This window comes from Rhodoferax sp., from assembly GCF_018780565.1.
Lineage (GTDB): Bacteria > Pseudomonadota > Gammaproteobacteria > Burkholderiales > Burkholderiaceae_C > Rhodoferax.
The window spans coordinates 554,241-566,702 of record NZ_JADMJN010000002.1 but is presented as its reverse complement, the minus strand read 5'-3'; the positions used below and the strand labels follow the sequence as shown (position 1 = coordinate 566,702).

The 12,462-nt window shown below is 61.5% G+C and carries 12 protein-coding genes and 1 pseudogene; 2 read left to right on the top strand and 11 right to left on the bottom strand.

Annotated elements, in window-relative coordinates; translation table 11 throughout:
- Positions 1–54: 54 nt before the first annotated feature.
- A complete protein-coding gene (locus IV109_RS03170) occupies positions 55–969 on the bottom strand; it encodes a class I SAM-dependent methyltransferase (protein WP_296691959.1) in 915 nt (304 codons plus the stop codon).
- On the opposite strand from IV109_RS03170, the gene IV109_RS03165 reads away from it, so the two are divergent.
- Both IV109_RS03165 and IV109_RS03160 read left to right on the top strand, forming a co-directional pair.
- A complete protein-coding gene (locus IV109_RS03165) occupies positions 968–1,159 on the top strand; it encodes a hypothetical protein (protein WP_296691955.1) in 192 nt (63 codons plus the stop codon). The genes IV109_RS03170 and IV109_RS03165 overlap by 2 nt on opposite strands.
- A gap of 280 nt (positions 1,160–1,439) precedes the next feature.
- Positions 1,440–2,525, top strand: a pseudogene (locus IV109_RS03160) (IS110 family transposase).
- Positions 2,526–2,801: 276 nt separating this feature from the next.
- On the opposite strand, the gene IV109_RS03155 reads toward IV109_RS03160, so the two are convergent.
- The 10 genes from IV109_RS03155 to IV109_RS03110 form a co-directional block, all read right to left on the bottom strand.
- The gene (locus IV109_RS03155; protein WP_296691954.1) at positions 2,802–3,374 is read right to left on the bottom strand and encodes a hypothetical protein; all 573 of its coding nucleotides are present in this window, start codon (positions 3,372–3,374) and stop codon (positions 2,802–2,804) included.
- Between the two features lie 232 nt (positions 3,375–3,606).
- Positions 3,607–4,341, bottom strand: a complete 735-nt coding sequence (locus IV109_RS03150) for a GntR family transcriptional regulator (protein WP_296691950.1) — start codon at positions 4,339–4,341, stop codon at positions 3,607–3,609.
- A 24-nt stretch (positions 4,342–4,365) separates the two neighbouring features.
- The gene (locus tag IV109_RS03145; protein WP_296691945.1) at positions 4,366–5,052 is read right to left on the bottom strand and encodes an isochorismatase family cysteine hydrolase; all 687 of its coding nucleotides are present in this window, start codon (positions 5,050–5,052) and stop codon (positions 4,366–4,368) included.
- A complete protein-coding gene (locus tag IV109_RS03140; RefSeq protein ID WP_296691942.1) occupies positions 5,049–6,683 on the bottom strand; it encodes an ABC transporter ATP-binding protein in 1,635 nt (544 codons plus the stop codon). The genes IV109_RS03145 and IV109_RS03140 overlap by 4 nt, the downstream gene beginning before the upstream one ends.
- A gap of 3 nt (positions 6,684–6,686) precedes the next feature.
- Entirely contained in the window at positions 6,687–7,385 is a 699-nt protein-coding gene (locus IV109_RS03135) for an isochorismatase family cysteine hydrolase (RefSeq protein ID WP_296691938.1), read from the bottom strand.
- Positions 7,386–7,407: 22 nt separating this feature from the next.
- Positions 7,408–8,328, bottom strand: a complete 921-nt coding sequence (locus tag IV109_RS03130) for an ABC transporter permease (RefSeq protein WP_296691935.1) — start codon at positions 8,326–8,328, stop codon at positions 7,408–7,410.
- On the bottom strand, positions 8,325–9,416 hold the full coding sequence (locus IV109_RS03125) for an ABC transporter permease (protein WP_296691933.1): 1,092 nt from the start codon (positions 9,414–9,416) through the stop codon (positions 8,325–8,327). The genes IV109_RS03130 and IV109_RS03125 overlap by 4 nt, the downstream gene beginning before the upstream one ends.
- 27 nt (positions 9,417–9,443) lie before the next feature.
- Positions 9,444–10,562 (bottom strand): BMP family ABC transporter substrate-binding protein, encoded by a 1,119-nt coding sequence (locus tag IV109_RS03120; RefSeq protein WP_296691930.1) that lies wholly within the window; start codon positions 10,560–10,562, stop codon positions 9,444–9,446.
- A 107-nt stretch (positions 10,563–10,669) separates the two neighbouring features.
- Positions 10,670–11,056, bottom strand: coding sequence for an oxalurate catabolism protein HpxZ (gene hpxZ, locus IV109_RS03115; RefSeq protein ID WP_296691927.1), 387 nt, complete (start codon positions 11,054–11,056; stop codon positions 10,670–10,672).
- Between the two features lies 1 nt (position 11,057).
- Positions 11,058–12,461 (bottom strand): AtzE family amidohydrolase, encoded by a 1,404-nt coding sequence (locus IV109_RS03110; RefSeq protein WP_366834221.1) that lies wholly within the window; start codon positions 12,459–12,461, stop codon positions 11,058–11,060.
- Between the last annotated feature and the right edge of the window lies 1 nt (position 12,462).

Below are 12,462 nucleotides of genomic sequence, written 5' to 3'. Positions count from 1 at the left end.
ACGATGCCATGCATTTTTTGGCAAGGGTAAGGGCCTTTCCCCAAAAACGCAACATCATTGTTTGTAGAGAAGCACCTTCAGCGCACGCTCATCCGACACGTCGGCAAACACCGCTGGATTGGCTATGCGCTCGACAAACCTCACCTCGGGGGCCAGCTCACGCATCTGATCGTGCACAAAGACGCTTCCCAATTCCGGGGCGTTCAGGCAGATGAGCGCATACCCGCCAGGCATCAGCAAGTCCGGCAAACGGCGCAGCAGGCGCGCGTAATCCTTGGTGGCAACGAAGCTACCCTTCTGATAACTCGGCGGGTCCAGAATGATCAAGTCATAGGGACCCGCGCGCGAGATCTTCCCCCAGCTGGTAAAAATGTCGTGCGCCAAAAAGCTGGCGCCGGAAGTGATGCCGTTGAGCTGGTGATTTTGCTGTCCGATGCCCATGGCCCCGTGGCTCATATCGACATTGACCACATGCCGCGCACCGGCCTGCAGTGCAACTACAGAAAACGCACAGGTGTAGGCGAACAGGTTGAGCACCCTGAGCCCCGGATGCGTTGCCACATGCGTGCGCACCCAGCGCCGCCCCTCGGCCATATCAAGAAACAAGCCGTGGTTCTGGCCCTTGAGCACATGCACCCGAAAGCGCGTTCCGTTTTCACTGACCTCATGCGGATCAGGTACCGCGCCAGACATCAGCCGGGTTTCGGTCTGCCGCTCTGCTCTGCACTGGTACACCCAGTTGAGTGGCTGGCCCGGTGCGATCTGCTGCCAGCGCGAGGCCAATGCGGACTGGACAATGGCCAGCGCCTCATCGTCCATCGATTGAAAACTGGTCAGCACAAAAACCGGCGGAAAAACATCCAGCGCCAGGTGCTCGCAGCCGGGATGAAGTCCGCCCCGGCCGTGAAAAAGCCGCTGGGCATCGGTGGAAGGTTCCATCGTTGCGATGGTGTCGAGCAGGGCTTGCATGAACCTGCGAGCTTACCGCCAACGCCATGTGCGAATTTTGGCTATGGCTGCAAGCACTGTCCACCAGAGCGCGGACCAGATCACCGCCACGAAGAGCCAGCCCAGCATGCTCGGCCCCGGCCAACCACCTGACTCCGCTCGTCCGAAAACCGGCAGCCCGATGGAACTTAAAGGCCAGAGTGGCAAGTAGATGGTGCCCGCGACCACCGGCGCCACGCTCTCGGGCAGCAGTGGACCCAGCACGACCAGCGCCCCGTGCGCACACACAAGGCTAAAGAGGGCGATCAGCCGCAGGTGTGGCATTCCGGGGCCTATCGTCGGAAATGACCGGCGGCCAGTAGGCGGGCGAAACCCGCCGATAGGACGTCCGTGTCGATTGATGGGATGGACTCCCCCGTCTTCTTGCGCAATATTTGCGTACTGGTCTTCATTGGCGTGGGGAACAGTTCTTTAAACGAAAGGAGTCCGACATGAATGCTACTACCGTTGCCGTCGATCTTGCAAAGTCCGTATTTCAACTCGCCGTTGCCGACGAACATTGGCGTATTGTAGAAACCCAGCGCCTCACACGCACCCAGTTCGAGCGCTGGTTTGCCAACCGGGATGTCAATCTGGTCATCATGGAAGCGTGCGGTTCGGCACACCATTGGGGTCGCTGGCTCAATGGCCTAGGCATTGAGGTGCGCCTGTTGCCGACCCAATACATCCGTGCTTACGTCAAGCGCAACAAGACCGATGAAGCAGATGCCGCTGCGTTGTTGGAAGCGGCCCGTGCATCTGACATGCGCCCGGTACGCGTGAAGTCTGTAGAGCAACAAGCACTTCAGGGCATGCACCGTATCCGTAGCCTTTGGATGGGTACGCGCACCTCACGCATCAACGCGCTGCGTGGCTTCTGCCGCGAATTTGGCATCGCCATCCCCGTGGGTGCACGCACCGGCATTGAAGCGATCAGCCGGGTGTTGGCCGATCCGGGTACGGCAGTGCCAGATTTGATCCGTGGCACAGCCAAGTTGCTGATTGAAGAGATTCGATTGCTCGAAGGTCGGGTCGCACAGCTGGAGCGCGAACTTGCAGCATTAGCCAGGCTCAATCCAGCCTGCACCACTCTGCTGTCGATCCCAGGCATCGGCCTGTTAACAGCTACTGCGATGGTGGCAGCCACATCGGGTGATGTGAGTCACTTCAAAGATGCCAGGCATTTCTCCAGTTGATTTGGACTGACGCCCAAGGAGTACAGCTCGGGCAACAACCGCTACCTGGGGCGCATCTCCAAGAAAGGGGATCGCTATCTGCGCATGCTGCTCACGCATGGCGCCAGGAGCGTATTGCGCGCGGCCAAGCTGGCGGACAACGCCGGACGTGAGGTCTGCGGGGTGCGGCGCTGGGCGCTGGATGTGCAGGCAAGAGGTAATGACAACAAGGCGGCGTGCGCGCTGGCCAACAAGCTGGCGCGCATTTGCTATGCCACGCTCAGGGACAAAGAACCGTTTGGTGAACCCACCGTGCGCCTTGGCAAGAAGATCAACAGGGAGGGTTTTGTGATGCCAGCTTGACCGCCAACATCCAGAACAGCCGTCACGCGTTGCGACGAGATTGATCGACCATTCAATGGCCAACCGGGTTCACCCCACACCGATAGACGCCGATAACTCTTCCGGCAGCTTGCCTGCCGTTCGTACCGACTGGCGCACCGGTGACGCAGATTCCATGTCGGCACGGACGTTAAGAGAGTCCACTTTAGATGCCGGATATACGACTGCAGGCGCATCCCCAACAGCCAAAACATCAGTCAGTCTCTTGCGCTTGTGGGGGAGTCCATATACGAGGAGTTAGCTCGATTCCTTAAAGCGAAATATTTGATCTTGACTTTCCTTACCAAAAGAAATTTCAATATCAGGAGCTGCACGAATTTCTTGGAGAGCCGTTGCTCGATCTAACCCAGTTCGTTTCATAACTCTGCCAATAGTCGTCCAAGTGTAATCACTCGTTCTGAGAATTTCACGGATAAGGTCGATATTGCTGCGCGTTCCTTGGACAAGAGCGGGAGGCGGCTGAATTTTTTCAATGTCCTCTTGAACTTTTGCGCCCGTTTGCTCCAACCGTTCTTTCAGTTCCTTAAGCGCGGCAGCATCTTTTCTCATCACTTCCATGCTGTCTTGAATTTCTTTTTGTGCTTCTGATATCACTGAACGCGCCTTACGTACGTCCCAACCAAAAAATGCGACCCCTATAAAGGCAAAAATTGCCAGAAAAATGCCGCCAACCCAAATCGCGCCTTTTACCAAAGAAATTACATCTTCATTTAGCGAGATCGTTACGACCTTAGGGGCAACCTCAGTATCTGCGCCGAGGGCTGCGCCAGCCATTGCGATAAATATAAGAATGACAAGAGCACGATTCATACGAGCATCCCAAGTAGAGCTAACGTGATGTACACCGTGCAGCTTGAGGTGTATCCCAATACACCGCAACCGGACTTGGATGACTGCTTCCGCCACAGCCCGTATGCAGCCTGCATTCCCTTGAAATCGGCATATCTTCTCTCCCGTTGAATGCGCCGTGAAACCCGGCAGTTTTTGGCTGATTCTACTGAGAACCTCATGCCTTGAATCCCCGCGCCGGGGCGTCGGCGGCTCAGCGTCCGGCCTGGCGTGCCAGATGAACCTGGTGCAGGGTGATTTTTCGCACCTCGGCCTGGCTGGTTTCAATGTGGGCGCGCAGCAGCATCGCCGCCTGGTCGCCACGCTTGGCGCGAATGGCCTTGAGAATCTTGGCATGTTCCTCGTAGGTGGCTTCAATGCGCGCCTGCTTGGTGAAGTCAAGACTGCGAATGATGCGGATGCGCTCGGTCACATCGCGGTGCACCCGGGCCATCTCGGCATTGCCTGCGGCCTCCACCAGCGCGCAATGAAAGGATTCGTCCCACTGGCTGACCTGCGCGGTGTCGGTGCTTCTGCGAACCACCGGCACCAGCCAGATGGCCGCCAGTTCATCCAGCATGGCGCGGTGCGGCGGGGTCTGGCTGCTGGGTGCGTCTTCACACAGCCGGTGCGCCGCGGCTGTCTCCAGCACCATGCGCAAGTCGTAAAGCTGTTCAAACTTGGCAAAGTCAAACGGCAGCACCCGCCAGCCACTGCGAAACAGCACCTCTACATAACCTTCCTGCTGCAGCCGCACCAGGGCCTGGCGCACGGGTGTGCGCGATACGCCCAGGCGTTCGCTGATTTCGTTTTCCGTGAACCGGTCCCCGGGCACCAGACTGAATTCGGCGATATCGCGTTTGAGCTGCTCGTAGACTTCGTCAGCGCGTGAGCGACGCGCTGCAGCGGGCACTTTGGCAGTAGCGGGCGGTCGGCTTGAGGTTTGCATAGTCACGAACTCTACCAGCGTGCCTCAGGCCGGGCCGGGCGTCAGGGCCGACAGCAAACCCTGGCTGGGTGATGTCCAGCCCACGATGCCGCCCTGGGCGTGAATCATGTCCACGGTGGCCGCCTTGAACTGCGGGAAGTAGCTCTCGGTGCAGTCCGTCAATAGCAGGCAATCGTAGCCACGGTCATTGGCCTCGCGCATCGAGGTCTGTACGCACACCTCGGTCGTCACACCCATGAAGATCAAATGCGTCACACCTTTTTTGCGAAGCGTCACATGAAGCGGTGTGGCGTAAAAGGCACCTTTGCCCGGCTTGTCGATCACAATTTCGCCAGGCATGGGAGACAGCGCCGGGATGATCTGGTTACCTGGTTCACCCGCCACCAAAATGCGGCCCATCGGGCCTGTGTCGCCAATCCGCAGGCGCGGGTTGCCCCGGTTGCGCTTGGCGGGCGGACAGTCCGACAGGTCTACCCGGTGCGACTCGCGGGTGTGCACCACCAGGCCGCCGGCCGCACGCCATGCTGACAGCACCGCCTGGCAGGCCGGTACGATGGCCGACAGCAGCGAGACATCGTTGCCCAGGGTCTCGCCAAAGCCACCGGGTTCGATGAAGTCGCGTTGCATGTCAATGATGACCAGCGCGGTGCTGGCTAAGTCGCAAGAGAAGTCAAATGGCTGTGCAGCCAGGGTGATCGCTGTCTGAGTCATGCTGGCGCCTCTTCTTGATGGTTTGCTTTGTCGTGATGGGTGCCGCCCCCCATGTGGGCGCCCAACACCTTGCGGTCCGCCTGCGCTGTGCGGGTTTCAAACACGATGCGGCCTTCGCTCATCACGACAATGCGGTCAGAGAGTTCCAGCAGTTCATCCAGGTCTTCACTGATGAGCAACACGCCCGCGCCCTGGCCTCGCACCTGGCGCAGCCTTTGGTGGATCTCGTCCACCGCTGCAAAGTCCAGACCAAAGACCGGGTTGGCGGCAATCAGCACATTGATCTCGCCCGCAAGCTCGCGTGCCAGCACGGCCCGCTGCACGTTGCCACCCGACAGGCTGGCAATCGGGGCGTTCTCACCCTGGGTCTTGATGCCGTACTCGGCAATCCAGGCGCGCGCGCGCTGGCGCCATGCGCCAAACCGCAGCACACCAGCGCGCACCAGCGGCGCCTGGTCAAAGTCGCGAAGGGCCATGTTCTCAGCCACGCTGAGTGCTCCCACACAGGCGTTGTGCAGGGGTTCCTCTGGCAGGCTGCGCACCTTGAGGTGGTGGTTTTCCGCACGGGTGGCCGCATAAGGCACCCCCATGACACTGACCTGGCCTGACAACCGCGGACGCTGTCCCACCAGTGCCTCCACCAACTCACGCTGCCCATTGCCCGAGACCCCGGCCACACCCAGAATCTCGCCGCACGCCACCGCAAGATCCACACCATGCAGCGCCAGCGTGCCGCGGTCTCCCATGGCTTTGAGGCTGCTGACCAGCAAGGCCGGTTGACGCGACGTTGCTACTTTATTTGTAGCTATTTGCTTATATTCTGCGCTGGCTGGAAGCACATTTTCATCTGAATCTCCGGCGCCTTGAGGTGCCACGCCCATCATGGCCTGAGCCAGTAGCGCGGGGGTTGTGTCGGCCACACGGCCATGGTGTACAGCCTTGCCGCGCCGCAACACCGTGACCGTATCCGCGTAAGCCGTGACCTCGCGAAACTTGTGGGTGATGATGATCACCGTGCACTGCCCGCTGCGCGCAAACGCGCGCACATGGCCAAGCACTTCATCAGCCTCTTGCGGCGTGAGGACCGAGGTGGGCTCGTCCAGTATCAGCAAGCGTGGTTTCAGGTACAACTGCTTGAGCAGTTCCAGCTTCTGTTTTTCGCCAGCGGCCAGTTCCGACGGACACGCATCCAGATCCAGCTGGAAGGGCGTGGTGGCCAGAAACGCCTGAAGCTCGGCACGCTTGGTCCGCCAGTCAATCACCTGCGGCACCCGGTCCGCAGCAAGCAGCAGGTTCTCGGCCACCGTCATCCCGGGTGCCAGGGTGAAGTGCTGGTACACCATGCCAATACCCAAGGCGCGTGCCACCACCGGGTTGGCGATGGTCTGCTCCCGGCCATCAATCAGAATGCTGCCTTCTTCGGCCTGCTGGAAACCCGCCACACACTTCACCAGCGTGCTCTTGCCCGCACCGTTTTCACCCAGCAGGGCATGCACGGTGCCGGGCTCTACCTTCATGCTCACCTTATCCATTGCCGTGAAACTGCCAAAGCGTTTGGTCAGCAGGTAGGTCTCCAGCGCCAGTGCACCGGTGGCCGGCCTGGGGGGAGGAATGAGCGCGGCGGAGGGCATGGTTCAGGCCTTGTCAGCCAGCGCCTGAATGACTGCAGCAGAGGGGGCATGCGCGCCAAATACGCCGCCCTGCATGGTGACCATCTTCAGTGCCGCCAGGTGGTTGCCAGGGTCTGTGGCGGCGGTGCAGTCGGACAGCAGCAGGCACTCAAAGCCCCTGTCGTTGGCATCGCGCATCGTGGTGTGCACACACACATCGGTGGTGATGCCGGCCAGTATCAGATTGCTGATGCCGCGGGTGCGCAGCACCAGTTCCAGATCTGTTGCATAAAACGAGCCCTTGCCGGGCTTGTCGATCACCACCTCGCCAGGCCAGGGCGCCAGTTCGGGGATGATTTCCCAGCCCGGCTCGCCCCGCACCAGAATGCGCCCGCAAGGTCCGGCGTCGCCAATGCCCACACCATCGGTCCCAATCTGCCGGGAGCGCCAGCGCTTGTTGGCCGGCAGGTCCGACAAGTCAGGGCGATGCCCCTCGCGGGTGTGCATGACCGGGTAGCCCGCCGCGCGCAGGGCGGCCATCAGCGTCATGAGCGGTGCAATCGGTGCGCGGGTCAGCGAGATGTCGTAACCCATCTTGTCCACATAACCGCCGACCCCGCAAAAGTCGGTCTGCATGTCGATGACAATCAGCGCTGTGTTGTCCGGGCGCAGATCACCGTTCCAGGGCCAGGCATAGGGGTTGGCATTGACATGGCGAGGCATTCGAAATTCCTTGAGCATTGGTTTACCGGTTCGCAGACAACTCACCCGGACTGCCCCGGGCCACGCTGCCGGGCTTGCAGGTCAGCACCAGGATCAGCAGCGTGAGCGCGTAGGGAACGGTGTTGAACAGGTGGTAGCCCCAGCCGATACCGGCCGACTGCAGCGCCGGGCCAATAGCCCCCGCACCACCGAACAGGGCCGCGGCTGCGACACAGCGCAAAGGGCTCCAGCGTGCAAAGATCACCAGAGCCACGGCAATCAAGCCCTGGCCGCTGGAGATGCCCTCGTTCCAGCTACCCGGGTAGAACAGCGTCAGCGATGCCCCACCCAGGCCGGCCACCATGCCGCCCAGCGTGGTGGCCGCCATGCGAACGCCCACCACCGAGTAGCCCAGTGCCCGCGCGGCATGGGCCGAGTCACCCACCATGCGCACCAGCAAGCCGTGGCGGGTGTACTTGAACGCCCATCCCATCAGCACCGCCAGCAGCAGGCCCAGCGGCAGCAGGATGTTGATCTGTAGCGCCGAGCGCACAGCCGAAGAATCACTCCACAGCCCCAGCTCGATGGCGGGCAGCTGCGGTGCCTGCGGCTGGATCAGGGGCTTGCCCAGGTAGAAGGCCAGCCCGGTGCCCAGCAGCATCAGGGCGATGCCGGTGGCAATGTCGTTCACGCGCGCCAGCGAACACAAGGCGCCATGCAGCGCAGCCAGCAGGCCACCGGCCAGCACGGCGGCCAGCACACCGATCCATGCCGAGCCCCCCAGGTAGGCGCCACCAAAGGCCGCCATGGCCGACAACACCAGCACCCCTTCGAGCCCCAAGTTGATGCGGCCCGATTTCTCGGTCAAACATTCGCCCAGACTCACAAACAAAAACGGCGTGCCGACCCGCAGGGCCCCGCCCACAATGCCGGAAAACAGGGCAAGCCATTGGTCCGCAGTCATAGCAGCTTGTCTCCCATGGCCATTTGGGCGCTGGTCGGCCCGGCCGGGCGGGTGAGCTTGGTGGCCAACGCTTTCCAGTTCACATCACGCAGGGCCTCGCTGGCCAGAATCATCACAAACGCAATGCCCTGCAGCACCAGCACCGAGGCATCGGGCAGGCCCAGCCTGCGTTGCAGCAGGCTGCCGGCGGCACCAAAGCCGCCAAACAAAATCGCCACCGGAATGATGGCCAGCGGATGGTGCCGCGCCATGAAGGACACCAGAATGCCCGCATAGCCATAAAACGCAATCAAAGAAGTGTTGGCGCTGGTGTGCACAGCGGCCACTTCCACAGCGCCTGCCAGCCCTGCGCAGGCGCCGCCCAGGGCACAGGCCATCAGGATCAGGCGCGATGCAGGCAAGCCCACCAGTTGGGCCGTACGCGGATTGCCCCCCACCACGCGCACAGAAAAGCCCGATGCGGTCCAGCGCATCCATGCCGCCAGCGCGGTGCAGGCCAGCACACCCAGCACCAAGCCCCAGTGCACATCGGAGCCCGCGATGCCACCTATGCGCAGCGCCTCTGCAACGGCCGGCGTCGAGGGCTTGTTCAGGCTCGCCGGATCACGCAGCGGGCCTTCCACCAGATGTTTGAACAGGCCCAGGGCGATATAGGCCAGCAGCAAGCTGCTGATCGTCTCATTGATACCGCGGTACTGGCGCAGCCAGCCCGCCAGCGCAACCCACAAGGCCCCGACCACGGCACCTGCTGCGCAAATGACGACCGTTCCAGCCAGCCCATCGGGCAAGGGCACGGCGTAGGCCACGGTAGCGCAGGCCAGCCCGCCCAGCACCAGCGCGCCCTCCCCGCCAATGATCACCAGCCCGGCACGCGCAGGCACTGCCACACACAGCGCAGTGAGCATCAGCGGTGCTGCACGCTGCAAGGTGTTCTGCCAGGAAAACCAGTCACCAAAGGCACCCTTGAACAACAAGACCCAGACATCGACCGGGTTGACCCCCGAAAAACTCACGAACACACCAAACACCCCCAGCGCCGCAGCGATGGCAAGCACCGGCAGGCCGAAGTCGTTCAGGGTGTCGCGCATGGTGGCTGGTGGCCGATGGGGGCTGCTTTAGACGGAGCCGATCACGCCTTCAACCAGGTAGTTCATGCCTTCCAGCGCAAGATCCGTTTGCTTGTAGCTCTTGCCCGCGGCAATGACGACGTTGCCTTTGTTGTCCTTGATCGGGCCCTTGAAAATATCGAAGGTGCCTGACATCATCTTGGCCTTGATGCCCTCTGCGTCTTTCTTGGCGGCATCGCTCACCATGGCACCATAAGGCGACGTTTTCACGTAACCGTCTTTCAAACCGCCACGGATGAAGTTGGGATGCGGCTTGCCCGACTGTGCGGCTTCGATCAGGGTTTTGTAGGCGGTGGTCCAGTTCCACTCGGCACCGGTCAGGTAAGCCTGAGGTGCGAGTTTGGCTTGGCTGGCGTGGTAACCACAGACCATTTTGCCGCGCTTGGCCGCCGTCTCCACAATCACCTTGGGGCCATCCACGTGCATGGTGAACACATCCACCCCCTGGTCGGCCAGACTGTTGGTGGCCTCGGCCTCCTTGATGGCCATGGACCACTCACCGGTAAAGATCACGCTGCAGGTAATGCCCGGCTTGACCGAGCGCGCACCCAGCAGAAAGGCGTTGATGTTGCGCAGCACTTGAGGGATCGGCTTGGCCGCCACAAAACCGATCTTGCCGCTCTTGCTCATGTGCCCGGCAATCACGCCATTGAGGTACTGGCATTCGTCGATGTAGCCAAAGAAGCTGCCCACATTCTTGGGATGCTTGCCTTCGGTCCACAAGCCACCGCAGTGACCGAAACGCACCGTGGGGTGCTTGGGCGCAAGGGCCAGAATGTGCGGATCGAAGTAACCATAAGAGGTCGGTATCACCAAGGCGGCGCCGTCCTGCATGATCATGCCGGTCATGGTTTTCTGGACGGCGGCGGTCTCTGGCACGTTTTCTTCTTCCACCACTTTCACGCCGGGCATCTTCTTGATTTCGGCGGCCGCCTGCGCCTGTGCCTGGTTGTAGCCGTAGTCATCGCGTGGGCCCACGTAGATGATGCCAACCGTTAATGGCTTTTGAGCCAGCGCGTGTTGGCTCCAGGCACCCAGCGTACCCGCGGCGCCGATCGCAGCCAGGGATTTGAGGGTGTCACGACGGTTCAATTTACTCAGGCTCATGTTAGGTTCTCCGAGGATCAGGACAGTGGATGAATTGCGTCAAGATGGTGCAGATTTGCAGAAACCCATCTTGTATTCAAGAATGGATGCAATATGTGTGCCGGATTTCAGGACTGTGGCATCGTGAGCAAACTCACATGCGCAGCCACCACGCGCCAGCCCTGCTCCGTGCGCGCCCAGGTCTGGCTCTGGCGCCCGGTGCGGTCGCTACCCATGCGCTGGAACTCGATGTTGACGGTGGCCATGTCGCGCCCGTAGGTGGTGATCACCGTGCGCAGGACCTGGCGCTGCAGGCCTTGCGCCGGACGCGCTGCGCGAAATTCACAGATGGCGTCATAGCCATACAGATTTTCTGTGGCGCCATAGCGCAGCGTGTGCGGACTGCGCCAGAACAGTTCGTCAAGCACCGCCACGTCGTTGGTGACGAGGGCCTGCTCATATCGATCGGATTGGTGCACGACTTCGGCCAGCACCTCGGGAATATTGATGTCCATGCTAAAGCTCCACAGGTTTGAGATGCGCCACCCCGGCCCGCTGCAAGGCGGATGCAGCACGCAAGGCCAGGTCTTCGCGCCAGGGCGCCGCGATGATCTGCACCGCAATGGGCATGCCGCCCGTGCCGGTGGGCCACATCGGTGCAGCGACCACCGGGCAGCCCGCAAAAGAAATAGGTTGCGTGAGCAAGCCCAGAGAGGGTCGGCAAGGCTGTTGCTGGCCATTGATGTCCAGCCATTCGGTGCCGATCACCGGGGCACTGACCGGTGTGGCCGGGGCCAGCAGCACATCCCATTGCTGAAACAAGGCATTGACCCGATCCCGGTAGATTCGGCGAAAACGCTGCGCGCGCAAGTACCAGGAGGCCGGTTGCAGAGCGCCGGAGATGAAACGGTCCACCGACAACGGTTCGAACTCGTCGGCCCGGGTGCGCAAATCTGGCAGGTGCAGGCTGCCGCCTTCGCTGGCGGAGACAATGAAGGCCGCCGCCCTGCCCAGCGCCGCATCGGGCCACTCGACCAGGTCCACGGCCCCCAGCGCCTTGGCCGCAAGCATGGCCACTTCGCGAGCCGGCGGTGTGGCGTTCTCATGGAAGTAGCCCCCCAGCAAACCCACGCGCAGCCCCTCAACCCCACGCGCCAGCGAACCCACGGATTGAATCTGCGTCACGTGGCAACCGGGATCCAGCGGGTCGGGACCTTGCAGTACCTCATAGGCCAGTGCCAGGCTCTGCACACTGTCGGCAAACGGACCGAGATGGTCGATGCTGTGAACGAAGGGGTAGGAGCCACGGCGCGACAGTCGACCGAACGTGGGCTTCAATCCCCAGACGCCGCACAGCGACGAAGGCACGCGGATCGAGCCGTTGGTGTCTGAGCCCAGAGTGATCGGCACCTGGCCTGCAGCCACGGCTGCGCCTGAACCGCCCGAGGAGCCACCGGCAATCCGGCTCAGATCATGCGGATTGCGGACCGGTCCGTAGTGCGTGTTCTCGGTGGTGAAGCCATAGGCGTATTCATCCATGTTCAGCGCGCCCACCAACACGGCACCGGCGGCCTTCATCTGCGCCACCAGAAAGGCATCCTGAGCGGCCGGCGCATGGGTGCGGTTCACCGTCGAGCCCGCCAGGGTCACTTCACCTTCCATGTCAAACAGGTTTTTGACCGCATAGGGCACACCCGCGAGAGGTGGCAACGCATCTCCCCGAGCACGTCGAGCATCGACGGCCGCAGCCTCTTGCCTGGCGCGCCGGTAACTCTTGCCAGTGAACGCATTGATGCGTCCATCGCTGGCGTCGATGTGGGCGATGCAGGCCTCGACGACCTCCGCCGCACTGGCCTCCCCGGTGGCGATTGCCCGCGCCAGGTCAATCCCGGTCATGCCTCGAAATGCTATTTTATTCATA

Bases quoted from the DNA above. Each gene is read 5' to 3' on its own strand.
- IV109_RS03130 (WP_296691935.1), bottom strand. From the start codon at position 8,328: ATGACTGCGGACCAATGGCTTGCCCTGTTTTCCGGCATTGTGGGCGGG.
- IV109_RS03140 (WP_296691942.1), bottom strand. From the start codon at position 6,683: ATGCCCTCCGCCGCGCTCATTCCTCCCCCCAGGCCGGCCACCGGTGCA.
- IV109_RS03145 (WP_296691945.1), bottom strand. From the start codon at position 5,052: ATGACTCAGACAGCGATCACCCTGGCTGCACAGCCATTTGACTTCTCT.
- IV109_RS03155 (WP_296691954.1), bottom strand. From the start codon at position 3,374: ATGAATCGTGCTCTTGTCATTCTTATATTTATCGCAATGGCTGGCGCA.
- IV109_RS03165 (WP_296691955.1), top strand. From the start codon at position 968: ATGAACCTGCGAGCTTACCGCCAACGCCATGTGCGAATTTTGGCTATG.
- IV109_RS03150 (WP_296691950.1), bottom strand. From the start codon at position 4,341: ATGCAAACCTCAAGCCGACCGCCCGCTACTGCCAAAGTGCCCGCTGCA.
- IV109_RS03125 (WP_296691933.1), bottom strand. From the start codon at position 9,416: ATGCGCGACACCCTGAACGACTTCGGCCTGCCGGTGCTTGCCATCGCT.
- IV109_RS03110 (WP_366834221.1), bottom strand. From the start codon at position 12,461: ATGAATAAAATAGCATTTCGAGGCATGACCGGGATTGACCTGGCGCGG.
- hpxZ (WP_296691927.1), bottom strand. From the start codon at position 11,056: ATGGACATCAATATTCCCGAGGTGCTGGCCGAAGTCGTGCACCAATCC.
- IV109_RS03120 (WP_296691930.1), bottom strand. From the start codon at position 10,562: ATGAGCCTGAGTAAATTGAACCGTCGTGACACCCTCAAATCCCTGGCT.
- IV109_RS03135 (WP_296691938.1), bottom strand. From the start codon at position 7,385: ATGCCTCGCCATGTCAATGCCAACCCCTATGCCTGGCCCTGGAACGGT.
- IV109_RS03170 (WP_296691959.1), bottom strand. From the start codon at position 969: ATGCAAGCCCTGCTCGACACCATCGCAACGATGGAACCTTCCACCGAT.